We start from the raw sequence: 19,995 nt of genomic DNA on the forward strand, positions 1-19,995 counted from the left end.
ATGGCGCGCGATCTGATCGACCTGCTGTGGCGCGAGCATCCCGACGCGCCGACCGGTGGTTCCCGCGGGCCGAAAGCCAAGATCACCACCACATCCGCGGTGGACGCTGCGGTAACCGTCGCCGACGCGGTGGGCCTCGACGCGGTGACGATCCGTCGCCTCGCGACCGATCTGGGCGTCTCCGCCATGGCCCTCTACACCCATGTCGGGTCGCGCGACGACCTCCTCGTCCTCATGGTCGATCGGGTCCACGCCCGGCAACCCCGGCCGCCCTACGAGTCCCCGTCGTGGCGGGATCGGGTACGGCAGGTCGCCGAATCCGAACTCGAGCACTACGCCGCACACTGGTGGCTGCTGGACGTCGACGATCAGCGCACGGCCCTCGGCCCCGGCACGATCGCGAAGTACGACCACGAACTCCACGCCTTCGACGGCACGCCCCTCGGCGACATCGATCGCGACGCCGCGCTCACGTTCGTCGCGGACTTCGTGCGGGGTGCGGCCCGAGCCCGACGACCTGATCCGCACGCCGCCGACATGGGCGAGGCCTGGGCGCGATGGAACGAGCGACTCGCGCACTATCTCGGTGACGACCATCCCCTCGCACAGCGGGTGGGAGCGGCCGCCGGAGCAGAGATGAACGCCGCCTACAGCCCGCACCACGCATGGGAGTTCGGGCTGCAGCGCGTCCTCGACGGGCTCGAACCGCTCGTCTCGAATGGCGGGGTACGACCCACCGGGGAATGATTTCCCCGAAGGTTCGTACGAGAGATTCGAGGATTTCATGAAGCGATTCGCCGCGGGCGTGCTCGGTTGTGCCGCAATCGCCTTTGCAGTGCCGGCCACGGCGTACGCAGATCCCGGCACACCTACGCTCCCCACGGAGGACTACTCCGGGTGCCGCTTCGCGTCGATCTCCGCGGAATGCCGCTGGGAAACGCTCCTCGCCAGCTTGGCCGGCCTGTTACCGACCGGATCCGCGGAGGCCGGACCCACCATCCGGTAGAAGCCGTCACGACTTGGGTGGATCCGCCCCCGCTTTCCGGGGTCGGATCCACCCGAATCGCATCACCTCTCGCGCACCTCTTCGAGCCTGCGGATCAACGTCGCCGCGTCGAACGGGCCGGTGTGCCGGGCGAGGTCCGATCCGGTGGCGCCGAGGTAGAAGGTGGGCGTTCCGAAGACGTCGCTGGTCTCGGCGTCGAGATCGTCGTCCTCGACACGGTGACGATACCGCCCCAGGCGAAGGTCCTCGTCGAACCTGTCCATATCGAGACCCAACTGCTGGGCGTGTTCGTAGATCTCGTCGCGGGACAGAGCGTCGCTGTGGGCGAACAGGTGGTCGTGCATGTCCCAGAATCGTCCCTGCGCCGCCGCAGCCTCGGCCGCTTCGGCGGCGAACCGGGCGTGCGGGTGGTGTTCATCGAGGGGAAGGTGCCGGAAGACGTACCGCAGGTCGTCGCCGAAGTGCTCGCGCACGTCGCGGATGCTGCCGGTGGCCTTGCTGCAGAACGGGCACTCGAAGTCTCCGTACTCGACGAGTGTGAGCGGAGCGTCGACCGGTCCCCGTATGTGGTCGCGGTTCGGATCCACCGGACGCAGCAGCACGAGCCCGGCAGATCCCTGCGGCGGATTCAGGCGGTCGGACAGCCGGAACAAAGCCCAGCCCAGCGCCGTGGCGAGAACAGCCGCGAGAAGGACGCCGATTCGGGCGTCGTTGGCCGCTTCGGGAGATTCGATCGCCAGATCCACGATGAACAGTGAGATCGTGAACCCGATGCCGGCGAGCGCGGCACCCCCACCGACGTGCGAGAGGGTGAGTCCCGGCGGCAGGCTGCCCGGACGCAGGCGCGAGAAGACGGCAGTGGCCGCGGTGATGCCCACGAGTTTGCCCACCACGAGACCGAGGACGACGCCCCACGTGATCGGCGACCGGATCGCAGTGCCGACGGTCTCGGCGGAGATCACCACACCCGCGTTGGCGAGGGCGAAGATCGGCACGACGAGGAACGCCGTGTACGGCTGGTAAAGCCGTAGCAGCCGCTCGTTCACGGACACGGCGCGGAGCACCCCGAGTTGCGCGGCGCGCGCGTAGTCGGAGTTGGGCGACTGGCGGAACGCCCGCGTGAGTTCGCCGGCGCGCTCCACCTCGCTGCGGCGCGGCGGATAGACGGGAAGGATCAACGCGATCAGGACACCGGCGAGGGTCGGGTGCACACCGGATTCGTAGAACGCCACCCACGTCCCTGCCGCGACGACGAAGTAGACGACGCCCCGCCACACCTCGAGCCGGCGGAATTGCAGGATCAGCAACAGTCCGATCGCGGCAGGTATCAGGTAGACCGGCTGCAGATCGTCGGTGTAGACGAAGGCGATGATGGCGAGGGCGCCGATGTCGTCGGCCACGGCCAGCGTGAGGATGAACACGCGCAGGCGGGCCGGGCAGCGGGGTCCGACCAGCGCGAGCGCACCGAGCACGAAGGCGGTGTCGGTGGACACGACCACACCCCACGCTCCTGCGGCCTCCCCGCTGGGGTTGAGCAGCAGAAACAGTCCCGCAGGTAGCGCGAGCCCCGCGATTGCCGCCACGAGCGGGACCGCGGCGCGCGTCCGGTCGGTGAGCTCTCCCATGGTGAGCTCGCGTTTGACCTCGAGGCCGACGACGAAGAAGAACAGCGTCATGACGGCGTCGTTGACCCAGTGCTCGAGGTCGAGATCGATGCCGTAGTCGCCGATGCTGATGCTGAGAGGTGTGTGCCAGAACGTCTCGTACGAGTCGCCCAGGTTGGCCCAGACCAGAGCGATCAGGGTCGCCGCGAGTACGACGCCTGCCGCGAGCGTGTCGTCGTCCGTGCCGTCGCGGACCCCTGCCAGAAGGTCGGACGCCCGGCGGAGCGTCGTCGGGTTCTCGTCGACCGTCATGTGCTCCCTCGTTCCGCAATCCGCTCCGAGCAACTCGGTGCCGGTGAGTACACCGACGACATCGCACAACGCCGGCCCCCGGGGCGATTATTTCCGGTATCGGCCGTTCGAACCTGCATTGTCCGAACACAACAATGCAACCGGTTCCGCCGTACAGGAGGCGGAATGCACCCCTCCGACTACCGACCTCATCCGAAACTAGACCGAATCGTTGTGCCAACAACCGATTTCGGCGTTTCGACAGCCCGACCGTTACATTCCGCCGCTACCTGTCGCCTCGACGGAGGATAGCCCTGCGCGTCCGCCCCGGGTATCGTCACGATCCACCGAAGCATCGGTTCCGAATAACCCTCGGTGAGAACAACTTTCCTAAGTTCTCTTACGGAGAGGAGGTGGATCCGTTGCTGCACACGGGGACGATCCGAAGAGCCCGATGGATGTTGATCACCGCACTGGGAGCAGGGGTGCTCGTCGCGGCGACGACGCACCAGCCCGACTCTGTGGTCCGGGCCGACCCGACGGTCGCGCATGCCCGGTCGTCGCACTCCTCGGTCTCGGTGTGCGCACCGCCGGACGGTGCGCCTGTCTGGCGTCCGGGCGAGCTCGGCGACCACCCGGATCCACCGGCTGCGATCGGAGCGGTGGCGAACGGGCGGATCGGAGGCGTCTTCCATCCGTCCACCACGATTCGACTGACCGGCCTGGACGTGTGCGAGCAGTACATCGACCGCACCATCGTCACGACGAACGACGGTTGGTTCCTGTTCACCGGTCTCATGCCGGGTCGCTACACGCTGCGGGGGGACGACGGAACGGTGCTCACCGAGGTCGAGGTCTCCGCCGAGTCATCGGATCATTCCGGACTGGTGTTGGCTCCCGGTTAGGTCGTCAGCACGAGGAGGTAGCCGCCGCCGGCCTGCTCGATCCTGGTATCGAACCGCACTCCCGGCTCGAGTCGCGACAAGCGGTCGAGGAGCCATTCGGAGGCGTCCTCCGCGTCCGACTTCTCGGGACACCGGGCAACGGCGACGCGACCACCCTTGCGGGTGAGCTGCTCGACGACGCCGATGATGGGCGCCGGGTCGACGACGAAGAGCCGGTCGGACCACGGCACGACGGGTTTGACGGCACCCTTCTTGGTGTTGCAGGCGCGGTACGCGAGTCGCTCGACTCCGCCCTTTCCCTTGCCACCCTTCTTGGCGGTGTTGATACTGTCGATGCTGGGACCGCGCGGGTCGTTGACCGACATGTCGGGGTCCACGGGCTCGTCGCACAACCAGCAACGCCACGCCTCGCGCTCACCGACTTCTCGAAGGGTGCTCATGGGGTCGAACCGCTACCGTTCCGACAAGCAGGAACATCTCGCGGCCATGAGCGAAGGATGTGGGGCGGGCGGGGCTCGAACCCGCGACCAGCGGATTATGAGTCCGCGGCTCTAACCGACTGAGCTACCGCCCCGTCGCGACGACATGCGTCGCACAGTGCCGCACTGCTCGCACGGCGCGATCGAATGCTACCCGGACACAGCGGGCAACACTCTACCGGGTACGAAGTAGCAGAGATCACATCGGTGGATGTTCTGCCGCATAGGCACCCCCGGATACACAGAATCCTCCCACCCGTGACGGGTGGGAGGATTCTGTAGGCGCTCCCCCGGCTGGACTCGAACCAGCAACCGTTCGATTAACAGTCGAATGCTCTGCCAATTGAGCTACAGGGGATTGTCCTGCGGTGCTCCGCGGTTTCCCCCGGTGCGTGAAAACCCATAGCGTCCCACCCGCCGCAGCACCAAATCGCCTGCTTGTGGGCATGCTGCGGGGTCATCGGGCAGGATGGGGACGACGCAGTCACAGGTGGAAGGACAACACATTGATGGGTTTGCTGGTCGGGGTCGCTGCGGGATACGTACTCGGCACCCGAGCGGGTCGCGCGAGGTACGAACAGATCAGCAAGACGGCCAAGGCGGTGGCCGCGAGCCCCGTCACGAAGAAGGCGATCGAGGTGGGCCGGCAGAAGCTCGCCGACTCGCTCAGTCCTCAGCCCAAGCTCGAGCCGATGAAGCCCATCGACGAGACGACCACGATCATGATCCCGCGGGACCAGTTGAAGAAGTAGACGGTCAGCCGGCCAGGCCGTCACCGATGGCCTGGTCGAGCAGGCTCCGCCGGTACTGTTCGAGCGCCATGAGGTCGCCGAGCAGGGCGTGGAACTCCTCGGACTCGGTGGCCGGGGAAATCCGCTGCAGTTTGGACTTCAGTTCGGCCACCTGCTCGCCGACCCAGACCTCCTGCAGCCGGGCCAGCACGCCACCGATGTAGCGCGGCAGCCGGTCCTCTTCGGCGGGGACGGGTTCGACGGCGAGTTCCATCACGAGCGAGTGCGCGACGGGATCGGTCGCTGCCCTGCCGACGGCGTCGACCCACTCGGCTCCCCCGAGGCCCGCTGCGGTTCCGCCGGCGTCGGCGACGGCCTGCCGCACGGCCGCGTAAGCAGGGTCGGTGAAGGTCTCCGGCGGCAGGGAGTCGAAGACGGTCCCGGCGATACCCGGATACTGCAGCGCGGCCTTCAGCGCGTCGCGCTGCGGCCACAGCGTCGGATCATTCGGCCGAGGGCGGCGCAGGGCCGACACGGGCTCCGCCGTGGCCGTCGCGGGCCGCGCCCTGGCTTCCGGTGCACGAACTCCTCGCCGTGCCTCCTCCTGCACACGCCGACGCACGGTGGGGATGTCGTCCCATCCCGTCCAGTGCGCGAGTTGCACCGCGTAGTTGTCGCGGATCGTGCGGTCCTTGATCCGGCCCACGACGGGGACACATCGGCGCAGGGCCTCGACGCGACCTTCGACGGTGTCGAGATTGTGTTCGGCGAGAATCGATTTCACGACGAACTCGAACATCGGGGTGCGGCGGGCCACGAGGTCGCGCACCGCACCGTCGCCCGACTGCTGCCGCAACTCGCACGGGTCCATGCCCTTGGGGGCGATCGCGACGTAGGTCTTCGCGGCGGTCTTCTGATCGCCCTCGAACGCCTTCATCGCCGCCGCACGACCGGCGTCGTCGCCATCGAAGGTGTAGATGACCTCCCCGCGGAAGAAGCTGTCGTCCATGAGCAGGCGACGCAGCAGCGCGAGATGTTCGTCACCGAAGGCCGTGCCGCACGCGGCGACCGCGGTCTTCACGCCGGCCAGGTGCATGGCCATGACGTCGGTGTAGCCCTCGACGATCACGGCCTGGTGCGACTTGGCGATCTCGCGCTTGGCGAGGTCGAGCCCGAACAGCACCTGAGACTTCTTGTACAGCACCGTTTCCGGTGTGTTCATGTACTTGGCGGTGATCTGGTCGTCGTCGTACAGACGGCGGGCACCGAAGCCGATGACGTCGCCCGCGAGATTGCGGATGGGCCACAGCAGTCGACGGTGGAAGCGGTCGATCGGACCGCGGCGACCCTGCCGGGACAGTCCTGCGGCCTCGAGTTCCGAGAATTCGAATCCCCGGCCGAGGAGGTGCTTGGTGAGCGCGTCCCAGCCGGCGGGTGCGTAGCCGCAGCCGAACGTCTCGGCGGCTGCCTGGTCGAAGTTGCGTTCGGTCAGGTAGTCGCGGGCGGCCTGGGCGTCGGGCGCGCGCAGTTGCTCGGCGTAGAACTGTTGGGCGGCCGCGTTCGCCGCGACCAGCCGGGCACGCGTGCCCCGGTCGCGTTGGACGGACGGACCGCCGCCTTCGTAGTTCAGCGTGTAGCCGACACGCTCGGCGAGCTGCTCGACGGCCTCGACGAAGCTGACGTGTTCGATCTTCTGCAGGAACGAGTAGACGTCGCCGCCCTCACCGCAGCCGAAGCAGTGGTAGTGCCCGTGATTGGGCCGCACGTGGAAAGACGGGGACTTCTCGTCGTGGAAGGGACACAGGCCCTTGAGCGAGTCGGCGCCTCCGCGCTTGAGTGCGACGTACTCGCCGACGATGTCCTCGATGCGCACGCGGTCGCGAATGGCCGCGATGTCTCTGTCTGAAATACGGCCGGCCACGAGACGAGTCTAAGCCGCCGGGCAGACTGCCCGGCACGACGGTCCGACGCAACCCACACCCGCGAGCGCGTAAGCGCGTCCCTCCGGACAGATGCACGGCGCCGGACTCGTGCTTGTGTCCGCGAAGGGCGCAAACGTCGGTGTCAGCCCCAGCTCGCCTGCGCGGCGAGGCTGTCCCGGTCGATCCGTTCGAGGCGCGATTCGGTGCACGACGCGATCTGATCGACCACGACCCGTACCTTCGCAGCATCGTCGGGCGCGGCCTTCCAGGCGGCGACGAAGAACGGGTCGAGACCGACCGGCGCGGTGCGCAGTAGCCACTCGGCGACGCGGTGGATGCGTTCGCGTTGCGATTCCTGGCGGGTGCGGTGGGCGCGGTCGGACATGACGAACTGCAGCGCCATCGTCTTGAGCAACGCGACCTCCGAGACCACGATCGGCGGGACCACGAGGTCGGCGTCGTACCGGGTGACGCGTCGGCCTTCCGTCGCCTCCCGGGTCCCGAGGATCGCTGCGTTGGCGAAGCGGCCCACCAGCTCGCTGGTCAGCTTCTTGAGCGCGACCGAGCAGGCGAGGGTGCCGTCGAAGGTGCCGACGGCGCGGACCACCGGCATGGAGGACAACCGCTTGGCCGCCTCGGTCAGCTCGGCCGGGTCGAGACCCGAGAACTCGCGCATACCCACCTCGATGAGCCCGGCGACATCGTCGGGTTCGTCGAGCATCCGCAGGTCGATGCGACCGTCGATCACGCCGTCCTCGAGGTCGTGCACCGAGTACGCGACGTCGTCGGACCAGTCCATGATCTGCGCCTCGAGGCACTTGCGGCGCTCGGGTGCACCTTCGCGGATCCAATGGAGGACCTCGGCGTCGTCGTCGTACGAGCCGAACTTCGCGCCCGGGCGCGGACGCGTCCACGGGTACTTGAGCGTCGCGTCGAGGGAGGCCCGGGTGAGGTTGAGACCGGCGCTCGAGCCGTCCGGATAGAGGATCTTCGGTTCGAGGCAGGTGAGGATGCGCAGGTTCTGCGCGTTGCCCTCGAATCCGCCGCAGGACTCCGCGACCGCGTCGAGCGCCCGCTCGCCGTTGTGCCCGTAGGGCGGGTGCCCGATGTCGTGGGCGAGGCCGGCGAGGTCGACGAGATCGGGGTCGGCGCCGAGTCCTTCGGCGATGCTGCGGCCGATCTGTGCGACCTCCATCGAGTGTGTCAGACGGGTGCGCGGGGTGTCGCCGTCGCGGGGGCCGACGACCTGTGTCTTGTCGGCCAGGCGGCGCAGGGCCGCGCAGTGCTGCACGCGCGCACGGTCGCGTGCGAAGGCGGTCCGCTCGGATGCCGCTCCCTCGGACCCGGCGAGCGCCGAGGTCTTGCGCGGCTCGGCGACGCGCCGTTCGAGATCGTGTTCGCTGTAGCCCTGCATCACACTGCCTTCCGTCACCGAAGACCCTACGTTCCGCCTCACTGCTGCGCCGTGTACGGGAAATCGGCGGAGAAGTGGGTGATCTGGTACCAGATCAACGCGCCGGTCTCGCGGGCGATGCCGTGCAGCTGCGACTCGCGGGTGAACACCGCCGGACCCTGGCGGGTGGGAGCGGTCCAGGCGTCGAGACCGGCGTCGCGCGCCATGGTCCGGGTACGCAACGAATGCCACGGGTCGCTGACGAGCACGACCGACGACAGGCCCAGCTCCGACATCTCGCGGCTGACGGCCTCGACGCTGAGCAGTGTGTCCGAGCCCTCTTCGACGGCGACGATCGACTCGGCGGGCACCCCGCGCGAGACGAGATAGTTCTTGCCCGCCGCGGCCTCGGTGAACAGGTCGCCCTCCTGCTTGCCGCCGACGGTGACGATCCGCGGCGACACTCCCGCTTCGTAGAGCTTGAGGGCCTGCTCGAGGCGGGCCTCGAAAACCGACGACGGTGTGCCCGAATACTGCGCGGCCCCGAGCACGACGATGGCGTCGGCGGGGGTGCGGTCGTCGATCCGCGCGACCTGCCACACCCGCAGCGCCGTGCCGCCGACGACGAGGACGGCGGCGAGCAGCACCCCGATGATCAGTCGCCGGAGCCAGCGCGCGATGCGCGCGCCGACCCCGAGGTCGTCCCCGGTGTACGTCGCGGTGGTGCCGGTGCGGCGGGATGCGGTGCTCACCCCCTGATTCTGCCAGCGAACGAGAACGCGTCGACCGGACGACGCGCCGACCCCGTCCTCACCTCGGAACCACTAGATTCGATTCCATGGCACACGTATCGGCCGCACCGCTCCGGCGACCTGCAGCACCGCTCCGGCGACCTGCAGCACCGCTCCGGCGACCTGCACGGTCCGCGCTCGCATTCGTCCCCGCCCTGCTGGCAGTGACCGCGTGGCTGCTCCTTCCCGCGGCGGCCTCCGCGGAGCCACCCTCGCGGCTCCCCCAGCCGATCACCGACACCGCGGGCGTGCTCGACGACGCCGACGTCGCACGCATCCAGGAAGCGACGAACACCCTCTACGACGAGCACGGCCTGCAGTTGTGGGTGACCTACGTGTCGAGCTTCGACGGACGCGACTACAACAGTTGGGCGCAGGCCACCGCGCAGGCAAGCAATTTCGGTCCCGACACCGCGCTGCTGGCGGTGGCGACCGACGACCGCGAGTTCGCGCTGTGGACACCGACGGGTTCGGAGATCTCCGAGAGCGAGCGCGACCGGATCAGCTCGTCCGGCGTCGTGCCGGCCCTGCGCAACAGCGATTGGGCGGGCGCCGCCGTGGGCGCGGCCGACGGGTTGAGCAACGCCCTTACGCCGTCGGCTGCTCCGGTGACGACGCTGCTCGTCGGCGGCGGTGTCATCGCGGCCGGTGGTGCCGGGCTCTACGCCTACAACCGGCGGTCGAAGAGGAAGCGCGCCGACGCCGGTGCCGCGCAGGCCGCGCAGGTCGATCCGGCCGACACGACCGCTCTGCGCGGTCTGCCGGTCGAGGGTCTAGACCAGTATGCACAGACCCTCCTGGTGGACACCGACAACGCGGTGCGGTCCAGCGCCGAAGCGCTCGAGCTCGCCCGGGGTGAGTTCGGGGACTCCGCGGTGGCTCCTTTCGACCGCGCACACCGGCAGGCACAGGTCGCGTTGGCGAACGCCTTCGAGATCCGTCAGCGCCTCGACGACGACATCCCCGAGACGCCCGAACAGCAGCGCGACATGCTCGTGCAACTCGTCTCCTCGTGCGGGCAGGCGAACCGCGAACTCGATGCGCAGGTCGAGGCGTTCGACAAGATGCGCAACCTGCTGCTCGATGCCCCGGCCCGTCTGGACGGCCTCACGCAGCGCGCGATCGCGCTGCAGGCCCGCATCCCCCAGGCCGAGCGGATTCTGGGGCAGCTGCACTCGGAGTTCCCGGCGGGCGCCCTGACTCCGGTGGTCGACAACGTCTCGCTGGCGCGGGAGGAGATCTCGTTCGCCGAGAACGCGATCGACCAGGGCCGCACGGCGGTGGCGCGACCGGTCGGTGAGCAGGGCGACGCCGTGCGCGCGATCCGCGAGGCCGAACGCGCACTGGGGCATGCCGCGACGCTGCTCGACGCGCTCGACCATGCGGCGGAGGACATCCGGCGCGCGATCGCGACGCTTCCCGCCGCGGTGGAGGACGCCGAACAGGGTGTCGCCGACGCGAAGCAACTCCTCGACGCGGGCGGCCCGGAACTCGTCGACGCCCTGAAGGCCGTGCAGGAAGCCCTCGACCACGCCCGGGCCGAGCAGCACACCGACCCGCTGGGCAGTTTCACGCGGGTCGTCGAGGCCGATGCGCGTCTCGACGAGTTGCGTGCCCGGACGCGGCAGGCGAAGCAGCAAGCCGAGGAGATGCGGCGCCGCCTCGAACAGGATCTGAGCGCAGCGCAAGCGCAGGTCACCGCCGCGGCCGACTTCATCGGGACCCGCCGCGGCGTCGTGGGCGCCCAGGCACGCACCCGCCTGTCGGAGGCGCAGCGGCACCTGCAGGCCGCGCAGCAGGCAGCCGAGTCCGATCCGGCGGCCGCCATCCAGTACGCGCGGTCCGCCGCGTCGCTGGCCGCGCAGGCACTGCGCAGCGCCCAGAACGACGTGCAGCGCTGGAACAACCAGCACCGTCCGCCCCGCGGTGGTTCGTCGGGCGGCAACGTCGCCGGTGCCGTGCTCGGCGGCATCCTCATCAACAGCGTGCTCAACAGCGGCCGCGGCGGTGGCTTCGGTGGCGGTTTCGGTGGGGGCGGTTTCGGGGGCGGCGGCTTCGGCGGATCGAGTGGAGGACGCTTCTAGACCGGACGCTACCCCCACTACGAACTCATGGGACGCCTCGGAACGGTCGACGTCGCGCTGACACCGACCGACACGGACACGGTCTCATGGTTCTTCCGCAGCCCGCTCTACAAGCACTTCGGGTTGCTCACCGAATACGAGGGCACCTTCACCCACCAGGGTCGCAGCGTCACGGCCGACGGTCTGTGCTCGTTCGAGTACGGGGCGATACCGAGCCCGTATCTGATGCGGTCCACTCCTCTGCCGCCCGCGGCGAAGGCTCCGCTCGACCATTTCGTCTACCAGATCGTCGATCTCGACGCCGACACGCAGATCCTGTTGAGCCGCTACGCGATCGGTGACCGACCGTTCATGACGACGGCGATCCTGCGTACCCGCAGCGGTGCGGAACCCGCTGCCGGGACGTGGATTTCGAGATGGTTGAACTGCGCGACCAGTCCGAGCCGACTCCCTACGGCATCCCGATGCAGGTGCCGCGCCGGACCCGGTTCCTGGTGAAGGACACCCGCGGTCGTCCCTGGCTGGATTTCGAAGGGATCATGGACACCCCCTTCACCTACGGGCTGAGCACCGGATTCGTCACCGGTTTCGCATGGTCGGCGATCTGGCGGGGTGAGGAGATCTCCGGCCGCAGATATTTCGAGTACATCGATCGGCGCTCGACGAGGTGACCGCTACGAGCACCCGGCTACGAAGCGACAGATGCCCTCCGGTCCGTCGGGACCGGAGGGCATCTGCGTCGATCGGATCGGTCAGCAGCCGATCAGGCGCTGCGCGAGGTAGCCCTCGACCTGGTCGAGGCTCACACGCTCCTGCGCCATGGTGTCGCGCTCACGGATCGTGACGGCCTGGTCCTCGAGGGTGTCGAAGTCGACTGTGATGCAGAACGGGGTGCCGATCTCGTCCTGGCGACGGTAGCGGCGGCCGATGGCGCCGGCGTCGTCGAACTCGATGTTCCAGTTCTGGCGCAGCTTCGCGGCGAGGTCCTTGGCCTTCGGGCTCAGGTCGGCGTTGCGGCTGAGCGGCAGCACGGCGGCCTTGACCGGCGCGAGACGACGGTCGAGGCGCAGCACGGTGCGCTTGTCGACGCCACCCTTGGCGTTGGGTGCCTCGTCCTCGGTGTAGGCGTCGACGAGGAAGGCCATGAGCGAACGGGTCAGGCCGGCCGCCGGCTCGATCACGTAGGGCGTGTAGCGCTCATTGGTGGCCTGATCGAAGAAGCTCAGGTCGGTGCCGGAGTGCTTCGAGTGCGTCGACAGGTCGAAGTCGGTGCGGTTCGCGACGCCCTCGAGCTCACCCCATTCGCTGCCCTGGAAGTGGAAGCGGTACTCGATGTCGACGGTGCGCTTCGAGTAGTGCGACAGCTTCTCGAGCGGGTGCTCGTAGAGGCGCAGGTTGTCCTTGTTGATGCCCAGATCGGTGTACCAGTTCATCCGGTAGTCGATCCAGTACTGGTGCCACTGCTCGTCTTCGCCGGGCTTGACGAAGAACTCCATCTCCATCTGCTCGAACTCGCGGGTGCGGAAGATGAAGTTGCCGGGCGTGATCTCGTTGCGGAAGCTCTTGCCGATCTGGCCGATGCCGAAGGGCGGCTTCTTGCGCGAGGTGGTGAGCACGTTCGCGAAGTTCACGAAGATGCCCTGCGCCGTCTCGGGGCGCAGGTAGTGCAGGCCTTCCTCGCTCTCGATCGGGCCGAGGAAGGTCTTGAGCATCATGTTGAAGTCGCGGGGCTCGGTCCACTGGCCCTTGGTGCCGCAGTCCGGGCAGACGATCTCGGTCATCGGCACGGCGTCGGGGTCGTCGAGCTTGTTCTTCTCGGCGTAGGCCTCCTGCAGGTGATCCTGCCGGTGACGCTTGTGACAGCTCAGGCACTCGACGAGCGGGTCGTTGAAGACACCGACGTGGCCGGAGGCGACCCAGACCTGACGCGGCAGGATCACGGACGAGTCGAGGCCGACGACGTCCTCGCGGCTGGTGACCATGTTGCGCCACCACTGCTTCTTGATGTTGTCCTTGAGCTCCACGCCGAGCGGCCCGTAATCCCACGCGGACCTGGTGCCGCCGTAGATCTCACCGCAGGGATAGACCAGGCCCCGGCGCTTGGCGAGGTTGGCGACGGTATCGATCTTGGATTTGGGTGCCACTCGGTTTCTCCATCTTCGATGCGGGTTTTCGCAGCATGCGTCGATCTGTAAGCCTATCGCTCCTCGTTCGCAGCTCGAATTCGCGCCGGTTGACATGCACAACCGTGCATATCAAAATGGAATCGATTTGCAATAAGGCCCGCCGACCGGCGGCCGCCCCTGCCCCGAGGAGCCCCGTGAGCATCGACGCCGATCCACGCGAGTGCAGCACGGGCGAGCGCGCCCGCGGCCCGATCGGCAGCGACGCCCTGCCGTCCCCGGTCGATGTCTCCCCCGGCGCCCTGATCGCGGCCGGTGAGCTGCTGCGCGCACTGTCGGCACCCGTCCGCATCTCGATCGTGCTCGAACTGCGCGAGTCGGCCCGCTGCGTGCACGAGCTCGTCGGCGCCCTCGGCGTCACCCAGCCGCTCATCAGCCAGCATCTCCGCGTGCTCAAGACCGCGGGCGTCGTGCGCGGCGAACGCTCGGGACGCGAAGTGCTTTACCACCTGGCCGACGACCATCTCGCCCGCATCGTCGTCGACGCCGTCGCTCACGCCCAGGAAGGACGATCGCAGTGACCTCCGCCCGCAAACCTCTCGTGGGGGTCCGCTCGACCCGTCAACGCAGCGCCATCGTCGACCTGCTCGACAACACCGAGGAGTTCCGGTCCGCCCAGGACCTGCACGACGAGCTGCGCAAGCGCGGCGAGGGCATCGGCCTGACGACCGTCTACCGCACCCTGCAGTCGCTCGCCGAGGTCGGCAGCGTCGACGTGCTGCGCACCGACAGCGGCGAGTCGTTGTTCCGGCGGTGTTCCTCCGGGCACCACCACCATCTCGTGTGCCGCCACTGCGGCTTCACGGTCGAGGTGGACGGCCCGGAGGTCGAACGCTGGTCGCACGAGGTGGCCGAGTCGAACGGCTTCGTCGACGTCAGCCACACCGTGGAGATCTTCGGCAACTGCCGCGAGTGCGCCCTCGCTCAGGGCTGAACCGACGGCCCGCGGCCGTCAGCCGCAATCGCAGTCATCACAGCCGCAGCCGTCGGCGAGCAGGTTCTCCTCGCCGTCCTCGGCCTCACCGTCGAAGACCGACGCTTCTCCGCCGAGACGCTGCGCCAATGCGCGTGCCTGCTCGACGACCGGCACGAGCGACGCGACGGCCCGCACGAGATGGATCGGGACGAGCGGCGACGCCGCGACCCGCAGTTCGACGGTGACTCGGTCCTTGTCGAGGACGAACTTGACTTCGGGGAACTCGACCTGCAGGTCGCCGAGGACCTCGGCGGCGCGGGTGCGGCCCGTGATGCCCTCGACCAGGTAGGTGGTGAGCAGCACGAAGCCGCCCTCGGCGTCGACCGTCGCGTAGGTGAGCACGTCGTCGATCCAGATCGGGATCTCGCCGTCCTCGTCGGGCTCGGGCGCTTCCTCGAGAATCTCGGACAGCGTCTCCACCACAGCGGCGCGCAGCATGTCGTCGTCCTCGGTGGGGATCGCGACGGCGTGCGTCCCGTCGGCGGCGACGACCTCCTCGGTGGTGGTCTCGGCGTCGATGTCGGTGGTGGTCACGAATTCTCCTTGGGATCGGGGGTGCCGGCCACGGCGCCACGCGCGTCGGCGGCACCGTCGAGCACGAGCAACAGCATGGTGGTCAGCGCCGTGTCGTCGAGCCCGGTCGCGGGGAACGAGTACCGCAGCACGACGTCGGCGTCGGTCTCGCGTTCGATGAGGTGGACCGAGCCGAACTGCAGGGCGTCGGCGGCGGCCGCGACCCGACCGCGCACGGCGTCGTCGAGCGGAAGATCCCACGCGAGCACTCCGGTGACGGAGACCACGTCGAGTCCTTCGGTGAGCGTGACGACCTGCAGCGCGAAGGGCACGGCGCCGTAGTCGAATCCGAACGAGCCGTCGCCGTCGGCGGCGGACGACGGGGTGCGGACCTCGACGAAGGGCGTCAGCGCGCCCGCGATCCGCTCGCGCAGCGAGGTCACTTCACACCACCGAACCGCCGGTCGCGGGAGGCGTATTCGACGCACGCCGCCCACAGATCGCGCCGGTCGAAATCGGGGAACATCGTGTCCTGGAAGACGAGTTCGGCGTAGGCCGACTGCCACAGCAGGAAGTTCGAGGTGCGCTGCTCGCCCGAGGGCCGCAGGAACAGGTCGACGTCGGGCATGTCGGGCTCGTCGAGATACCGCGCGATCGTCGACTCCGTGATCCGTTCGGGATCGAGTTCCCCTGCCGCGACCCGGCGGGCGATCTCCCGTGCGGCGTCGGCGATCTCGGCGCGACCGCCGTAGTTGACGCACATCGTGAGAGTCATGACGTCGTTGTCCTTCGTCAGTTCCTCGGCGATCTCGAGTTCCTTGATCACGCTGCGCCACAGGCGGGGACGGCGACCGGCCCACCGGACGCGCACCCCCATCTCGTGCATCTCGTCGCGGCGGCGGCGGATCACGTCGCGGTTGAAGCCCATGAGGAAGCGGACCTCGTCGGGGCTGCGCTTCCAGTTCTCGGTGGAGAAGGCGTAGGCCGAGAGCCACTCGACGCCCATCTCGATACATCCGCACACCGTGTCCATCAGCACGGCCTCGCCGCGTTCGTGGCCGGCGGTGCGCGGCAGACCGCGCTCCTGCGCCCAGCGACCGTTGCCGTCCATCACGAGCGCCACGTGCTGGGGGATCAGCTCGGGTTGCAGCACGGGAGGTCGCGCGCCCGACGGATGCGGGTCGGGCGGCCGGATCACCCGCTCAGGCGATGGGGGCGTGGTACGTCGTCGAATCACGGTCCCCATCCTGCCGGACACCCCGGGCGACGTCATCAACCCGGTTCCCCGTCGCAGGTTCGGTGCGACCGCGCTCGACGAGGGGCAGCGAACGCAGTTGCCGTTCGAGATGCCACTGCAGGTGCGCGGCGACGAGCCCGCTGGCCTGGCGACGCACCGCCGTGTCGGCGGCCTCGGTGTCGGCCCAGCGTCCGTGGTTGAGCGCGTCGAGCAGCGCCAACACACCCGGGGCCGGGGTGGCCGCCCCCGGCGGACGGCAGTGCACGCACACCGCACCACCGGCGGCGACGTGGAAGGCGGTGTGCGGGCCGGGACGGTCGCAGCGCGCGCAGTGGGTGATCGCCGGCGCCCATCCCGCGTAGGCCATGGCCCGCAGCAGATAGGCGTCGAGTACGAGTTCGGGTGGCCGGGTGCGGTCGCACACCGCGCGGAGGGCGCCGACGGTGAGTGCGTGCAGGCGCGGCACGGGCGCGCGTTCCTCACCGGCGAGGCGTTCGGCGGTCTCGAGGATCGCGCACGCGGTGGTGTAGCGGGGGTAGTCGTCGACGATACCCACCGCGAAGGCGTCGAGGGTCTGCACCTGGGTGATGACGTCGAGACTGCGGCCCGGGTGGAGCTGGACGTCGATGTGGGCGAACGGTTCGAGCCGTGCGCCGAACTTGGAGCGTGTCCGGCGCACGCCCTTCGCGACGGCCCGCACGAGACCGTGCCGACGCGTCAGCAGGGTGACGATGCGGTCGGCCTCGCCCAGCTTGTGCTGGCGCAGCACCACCGCGTTGTCCCGATAAAGCCTCACTCCCCGAGTCTGTCATGTCGCGGTGACACGGGACGGTCCACGAAGGGACTCGACACCCAGAACGGGAACGCGTTATTGTTCGTTCGAACGAACGGGGGAACGAATGGACGCTCGAACCGACCTGCGCGACCTGAAGGCGACCGTCGAGGCACTCGACCGCGGCGAGACCACCTCCACGGACCTCGTCCGTGCGAGCCTCGACCGGATCGACGAATCGCAACCGCACCTGAACGCCTTCCGCGTCGTGCGCCGCACCACCGCACTCGACGAGGCCCGCGAGGCCGACCGGCGCCGCGCGAACGGCGAACGCCTCCCCCTGCTGGGTGTCCCCATCGCGATCAAGGACGACACCGACATCGTCGGCGAGACGACGATGTTCGGCTGCGCCGGCACCTTCGCCCCGAAGGACACCGACGCCGAGGTGGTGCGTCGCCTGCGGGCCGCCGGCGCGGGGATCGTCGGCAAGACCCACTCCCCCGAACTCGGCCAGTGGCCGCTCACCGGCGGCGACGCCTTCGGGCACACCCGCAGCGCGTGGTCGCGCGACCACACCCCCGGCGGCTCGTCGGGTGGCAGCGCCGCGGCCGTCGCGGCGGGACTCGTGCCGGCCGCCCTGGGATCCGACGGCGCCGGATCGGTCCGCATCCCCGCCTCGTGGTCCAATCTCGTCGGCATCAAGCCCCAACGCGGCCGGATCTCCATGTGGCCCGACGCCGAATCCTTCAACGGACTCACCACGCACGGCCCACTCGCCCGCACGGTCGCCGACGCGGCCCTGCTCCTCGACGTCGTGTCCGGGAACCACCCCGGCGACCGGCACGCGTGCGCGCCGCTGACCGTCTCCGACGCCGTGGGACGAGATCCCGGCAGACTGAACATCGCTCTGTCGCTGAAGATCCCGTTCACCGCGACACCCACCAGCCTCGACGCCCGCGTCCGCACCCGCATCGCCGCACTCGCCGCGGTACTGCGCGATCTCGGCCACGAGGTGACGCTCGCCGATCCCGACTACGGAATGACGTTCGGTCTCACCTTCCTCCCTCGATCCATGGCCGGTATCGAGGATTGGTTGTACCGCCTGCCCGACCCGTCCCTCGCCGACGTGCGCACCCGCGCCAACGCCCGCACCGGCCGGTTCCTGCACGGTTATCCGTTGCGGGCGGCGCGCGCGGTCGAACCGCGACTGCACCGTCGGGTCGGCCGCATCTTCGACCGGTTCGACGTCGTACTCGCCCCCACCACTGCCACACCGCCGCTGCCGGTGACGGCGATCGACGGCATCGGCGGCTGGGCGACCGACAAGGTCATCACCGGCGCATGCCCCTACGCGTGGCCGTGGAACGTGCTGGGCTGGCCCGCGATCAACGTCCCCGCGGGTTTCACCGAGGAGCGACTGCCGGTGGGTGCCCAGCTGCTCGGCCCGGCGAACTCCGAACCGCTGCTGGTGTCCCTCGCCTCCCAACTCGAATCGGTGCTGCGCTGGCACGAACACACCCCGGAGCGATGGTGGTGACCACGCGCGACGACGCCCGCTCGCGGATCGTCCACGCCACCCTGTACCTCGTCGGCACCGACGGGGTCGCCGGGGTGACGAACCGGCGCATCGCGGCGCGCGCCGAAGTGTCGCTCGGTTCGATCACCTACCATTTCCCCACCCAGGCCGACCTGCTGCGCGCCGCGCTCGAGTTCTTCGTCGACGAGGAGACCGAGCGGCTGCGAGAACTCGCCGAGCAGTATCGATCCCGGGCCCTGTCGCTGACGGAGGCCGCCGAACTCACCGAACGCGTCGCCCACGACCTGACCTTCACGGCCGAACGCATTGCCCCCTTCGAGCTCTATGTGCAGGCGGGGCGCGACGAGGAACTGCGGCGGGTCGCCGAACGCTGCTGGCGTGCCTACGACGCGTTGACTGCCTCCGTCCTTTCCGCGCTGGGAGTGCCGGATCCGGAGACGATCGCCCCGACGGTCGTCGCGACCATCACCGGGTTGCAACTGCGCCGCCTGTCGACAGGTACGGAGCCGGATCTGTCGGAGGCCGTTCTGCTGCTGCTGCACGGCGCGGCGGCCACGCGTCGCTGAGTTCCCTTCGGTCACCGGCCCCGGCGTGACGACGCGTTCACATCCGCGTCCGCGACGAAACACCACCGTCACGAATCATGCCGTGTGCACAGTTCTTTCGCGTCGCGAGTGGTTCGTCGGCCGATTGCCGAGTCCTGTCCGACTCTTCGAGATCGACATGTTCCGGCCGACGACGGCGGTGCCGCCCATCGATGCTCGCGGCGATGCTGCACCATCGGCGCCGACGAACTCATGGTGCGTCCCTTCGGGCGCTGGATGATCAACGGCCGTATCGCCTACGTCGTGCTGTTCGTCGTCACCTATCTGCTGTCGTTGTTCTTCTGCCCACACCTGCTCTCGCGATCATCGGTGCCGTGCTGCTCCCGGCGGCGATCAAGGCCGGGCTGCTCCCGGCGGCGATCAAGGCCGGGCTGCCGCCGCTCGGCCTTGATCGCCCTCGCGATTTCCGGACAGGGCGTGGCCCTCGAACATTGCGCCACCCATTTCGTCGACGGCTTGGTCCACGCGTTCAAGGCCATGGGAATCATCCTGCCGGTGGCCGGATTCGTGTACCCCGGCATCCCCGACTACTCCGGTTCGATCCTGGGACTCGAGGACGGCACCGGGCCGGCCTTCCTGTTCGACGCCGTCGAGAGCATCCAGACCCGCATTCCCGACAACGGTCTCTTCGCCGCGTTCAGCATGATCCTGATCGGCATGCTCATCGGTCTGGACGGCTCCGGCTGGGCCGGTCTGCCGCTTACCGGTGGTATCGCCGCTGCGCTCGCCCCGCAGGCCGGAACGGACACCGCAACGCTTGCCGCCCTTGCGCAGAACGCCGCGACCTGGACCGGCGGCGGCACCCGCGTCATCTGGTCGTCGCTGATCGTGGCCGCGGGCTTCTGCCGCGTCCCGGTCGGAGATCTCGTGCGACGACTCGCGATCCCGGTGGTGAGCGGATTGCTCGTCGCCGCTGTCGCCGCTTCGACGTCTCCGCCGCCGTCGCCATGACACCGCGGCCGGCGG

20 protein-coding genes, 2 tRNA genes and 1 pseudogene are annotated in these 19,995 nt (G+C 68.8%); 11 read left to right on the forward strand and 12 right to left on the reverse strand.

The annotated features are described in order from the left end of the window. Positions 1 to 747, forward strand: a complete 747-nt coding sequence (locus tag IM25_RS20315) for a TetR/AcrR family transcriptional regulator (RefSeq protein WP_006554456.1) — start codon at positions 1 to 3, stop codon at positions 745 to 747. 321 nt (positions 748 to 1,068) lie between these two features. Here the strand turns inward: IM25_RS20315 and nhaA are convergent, their stop codons facing one another. Beyond that, complete coding sequence (nhaA, locus tag IM25_RS20325; RefSeq protein WP_033097806.1) at positions 1,069 to 2,922, reverse strand: Na+/H+ antiporter NhaA; 1,854 nt, start codon at positions 2,920 to 2,922, stop codon at positions 1,069 to 1,071. 437 nt (positions 2,923 to 3,359) lie between these two features. Here nhaA and IM25_RS20330 point away from each other — a divergent pair, with 437 nt between their 5' ends. Further along, positions 3,360 to 3,806: a hypothetical protein gene (locus tag IM25_RS20330; RefSeq protein ID WP_033097773.1), complete on the forward strand. Its 447-nt coding sequence runs from the start codon at positions 3,360 to 3,362 to the stop codon at positions 3,804 to 3,806. Here the strand turns inward: IM25_RS20330 and IM25_RS20335 are convergent. From IM25_RS20335 to IM25_RS20345, 3 genes are all read right to left on the reverse strand, one after another. Then, positions 3,803 to 4,183 carry a hypothetical protein gene (locus IM25_RS20335; protein ID WP_082920941.1) on the reverse strand — a complete coding sequence of 127 codons (381 nt, stop codon included), beginning with the start codon at positions 4,181 to 4,183 and terminating at the stop codon, positions 3,803 to 3,805. The genes IM25_RS20330 and IM25_RS20335 overlap by 4 nt on opposite strands. Positions 4,184 to 4,306: 123 nt before the next feature. After that, positions 4,307 to 4,380: transfer RNA gene (locus IM25_RS20340), tRNA-Ile, on the reverse strand. A 190-nt stretch (positions 4,381 to 4,570) separates the two neighbouring features. After that, positions 4,571 to 4,643, reverse strand: a tRNA-Asn gene (locus tag IM25_RS20345). A gap of 148 nt (positions 4,644 to 4,791) precedes the next feature. Between IM25_RS20345 and IM25_RS20350 the strand changes: the two genes are divergently transcribed. Continuing rightward, a complete protein-coding gene (locus IM25_RS20350) occupies positions 4,792 to 5,037 on the forward strand; it encodes a hypothetical protein (protein ID WP_024101344.1) in 246 nt (81 codons plus the stop codon). 4 nt (positions 5,038 to 5,041) lie between these two features. Here IM25_RS20350 and dnaG read toward each other — a convergent pair whose 3' ends face one another. The 3 genes from dnaG to IM25_RS20365 form a co-directional block, all read right to left on the reverse strand. Next, on the reverse strand, positions 5,042 to 6,937 hold the full coding sequence (gene dnaG / locus IM25_RS20355) for a DNA primase (RefSeq protein ID WP_033097771.1): 1,896 nt from the start codon (positions 6,935 to 6,937) through the stop codon (positions 5,042 to 5,044). Between the two features lie 143 nt (positions 6,938 to 7,080). Continuing rightward, positions 7,081 to 8,352 carry a deoxyguanosinetriphosphate triphosphohydrolase gene (locus IM25_RS20360; protein WP_033097770.1) on the reverse strand — a complete coding sequence of 424 codons (1,272 nt, stop codon included), beginning with the start codon at positions 8,350 to 8,352 and terminating at the stop codon, positions 7,081 to 7,083. A gap of 38 nt (positions 8,353 to 8,390) precedes the next feature. After that, positions 8,391 to 9,083: a YdcF family protein gene (locus IM25_RS20365; RefSeq protein ID WP_006554464.1), complete on the reverse strand. Its 693-nt coding sequence runs from the start codon at positions 9,081 to 9,083 to the stop codon at positions 8,391 to 8,393. Positions 9,084 to 9,169: 86 nt separating this feature from the next. Here IM25_RS20365 and IM25_RS20370 point away from each other — a divergent pair, with 86 nt between their 5' ends. The 3 genes and pseudogenes from IM25_RS20370 to IM25_RS20380 all read left to right on the forward strand — a co-directional run bounded on the left by IM25_RS20370 (position 9,170) and on the right by IM25_RS20380 (position 11,877). Then, the gene (locus IM25_RS20370; RefSeq protein ID WP_065996313.1) at positions 9,170 to 11,206 is read left to right on the forward strand and encodes a TPM domain-containing protein; all 2,037 of its coding nucleotides are present in this window, start codon (positions 9,170 to 9,172) and stop codon (positions 11,204 to 11,206) included. A 15-nt stretch (positions 11,207 to 11,221) separates the two neighbouring features. Beyond that, positions 11,222 to 11,704, forward strand: a pseudogene (locus IM25_RS20375) (DUF6670 family protein); the annotation flags it as partial. Further along, positions 11,623 to 11,877, forward strand: a complete 255-nt coding sequence (locus IM25_RS20380) for a DUF6670 family protein (protein WP_152640943.1) — start codon at positions 11,623 to 11,625, stop codon at positions 11,875 to 11,877. The pseudogene IM25_RS20375 and the gene IM25_RS20380, both read left to right, overlap by 82 nt. 81 nt (positions 11,878 to 11,958) lie before the next feature. On the opposite strand, the gene IM25_RS20385 is transcribed toward IM25_RS20380, so the two are convergent. Further along, entirely contained in the window at positions 11,959 to 13,350 is a 1,392-nt protein-coding gene (locus IM25_RS20385) for a glycine--tRNA ligase (protein ID WP_006554466.1), read from the reverse strand. A 176-nt stretch (positions 13,351 to 13,526) separates the two neighbouring features. On the opposite strand from IM25_RS20385, the gene IM25_RS20390 reads away from it, so the two are divergent. Continuing rightward, positions 13,527 to 13,910, forward strand: coding sequence for an ArsR/SmtB family transcription factor (locus tag IM25_RS20390; protein ID WP_006554467.1), 384 nt, complete (start codon positions 13,527 to 13,529; stop codon positions 13,908 to 13,910). Then, positions 13,907 to 14,323 (forward strand): Fur family transcriptional regulator, encoded by a 417-nt coding sequence (locus tag IM25_RS20395; RefSeq protein ID WP_006554468.1) that lies wholly within the window; start codon positions 13,907 to 13,909, stop codon positions 14,321 to 14,323. Before IM25_RS20390 ends, IM25_RS20395 begins: the two co-directional genes overlap by 4 nt. Positions 14,324 to 14,341: 18 nt before the next feature. On the opposite strand, the gene IM25_RS20400 is transcribed toward IM25_RS20395, so the two are convergent. From IM25_RS20400 to recO, 4 genes are read right to left on the reverse strand one after another with little or no spacing between them, the layout of a single operon-like run. Then, positions 14,342 to 14,899 (reverse strand): T3SS (YopN, CesT) and YbjN peptide-binding chaperone 1, encoded by a 558-nt coding sequence (locus IM25_RS20400; RefSeq protein ID WP_033097768.1) that lies wholly within the window; start codon positions 14,897 to 14,899, stop codon positions 14,342 to 14,344. Continuing rightward, positions 14,896 to 15,321, reverse strand: a complete 426-nt coding sequence (locus tag IM25_RS20405; protein ID WP_033097767.1) for a hypothetical protein — start codon at positions 15,319 to 15,321, stop codon at positions 14,896 to 14,898. The genes IM25_RS20400 and IM25_RS20405 overlap by 4 nt, the downstream gene beginning before the upstream one ends. Continuing rightward, positions 15,318 to 16,124: an isoprenyl transferase gene (locus tag IM25_RS20410; protein ID WP_050993415.1), complete on the reverse strand. Its 807-nt coding sequence runs from the start codon at positions 16,122 to 16,124 to the stop codon at positions 15,318 to 15,320. Before IM25_RS20410 ends, IM25_RS20405 begins: the two co-directional genes overlap by 4 nt. Further along, on the reverse strand, positions 16,081 to 16,911 hold the full coding sequence (recO, locus tag IM25_RS20415) for a DNA repair protein RecO (protein ID WP_072740431.1): 831 nt from the start codon (positions 16,909 to 16,911) through the stop codon (positions 16,081 to 16,083). The genes IM25_RS20410 and recO overlap by 44 nt, the downstream gene beginning before the upstream one ends. A 103-nt stretch (positions 16,912 to 17,014) precedes the next feature. On the opposite strand from recO, the gene IM25_RS20420 reads away from it, so the two are divergent. The 3 genes from IM25_RS20420 (at position 17,015) to IM25_RS27050 (ending at position 19,980) form a co-directional block, all read left to right on the forward strand. Further along, complete coding sequence (locus IM25_RS20420; protein ID WP_065996319.1) at positions 17,015 to 18,424, forward strand: amidase; 1,410 nt, start codon at positions 17,015 to 17,017, stop codon at positions 18,422 to 18,424. Next, on the forward strand, positions 18,415 to 18,990 hold the full coding sequence (locus tag IM25_RS20425; protein ID WP_033097766.1) for a TetR/AcrR family transcriptional regulator: 576 nt from the start codon (positions 18,415 to 18,417) through the stop codon (positions 18,988 to 18,990). Before IM25_RS20420 ends, IM25_RS20425 begins: the two co-directional genes overlap by 10 nt. Before the next feature lie 231 nt (positions 18,991 to 19,221). Beyond that, positions 19,222 to 19,980 carry a hypothetical protein gene (locus tag IM25_RS27050; RefSeq protein WP_052040098.1) on the forward strand — a complete coding sequence of 253 codons (759 nt, stop codon included), beginning with the start codon at positions 19,222 to 19,224 and terminating at the stop codon, positions 19,978 to 19,980. Positions 19,981 to 19,995 lie beyond the last annotated feature (15 nt).

The organism is Rhodococcus sp. p52 (assembly GCF_000763325.2).
GTDB lineage: Bacteria > Actinomycetota > Actinomycetes > Mycobacteriales > Mycobacteriaceae > Rhodococcus > Rhodococcus pyridinivorans.

Bases quoted from the DNA above. Each gene is read 5' to 3' on its own strand.
- IM25_RS20330 (WP_033097773.1), top strand. From the start codon at position 3,360: ATGTTGATCACCGCACTGGGAGCAGGGGTGCTCGTCGCGGCGACGACG.
- nhaA (WP_033097806.1), bottom strand. From the start codon at position 2,922: ATGACGGTCGACGAGAACCCGACGACGCTCCGCCGGGCGTCCGACCTT.
- IM25_RS20420 (WP_065996319.1), top strand. From the start codon at position 17,015: ATGGACGCTCGAACCGACCTGCGCGACCTGAAGGCGACCGTCGAGGCA.
- IM25_RS20425 (WP_033097766.1), top strand. From the start codon at position 18,415: ATGGTGGTGACCACGCGCGACGACGCCCGCTCGCGGATCGTCCACGCC.
- IM25_RS20410 (WP_050993415.1), bottom strand. From the start codon at position 16,124: ATGGGGACCGTGATTCGACGACGTACCACGCCCCCATCGCCTGAGCGG.
- IM25_RS20360 (WP_033097770.1), bottom strand. From the start codon at position 8,352: ATGCAGGGCTACAGCGAACACGATCTCGAACGGCGCGTCGCCGAGCCG.
- IM25_RS20380 (WP_152640943.1), top strand. From the start codon at position 11,623: ATGGTTGAACTGCGCGACCAGTCCGAGCCGACTCCCTACGGCATCCCG.
- IM25_RS27050 (WP_052040098.1), top strand. From the start codon at position 19,222: ATGGTGCGTCCCTTCGGGCGCTGGATGATCAACGGCCGTATCGCCTAC.
- IM25_RS20315 (WP_006554456.1), top strand. From the start codon at position 1: ATGGCGCGCGATCTGATCGACCTGCTGTGGCGCGAGCATCCCGACGCG.
- IM25_RS20370 (WP_065996313.1), top strand. From the start codon at position 9,170: ATGGCACACGTATCGGCCGCACCGCTCCGGCGACCTGCAGCACCGCTC.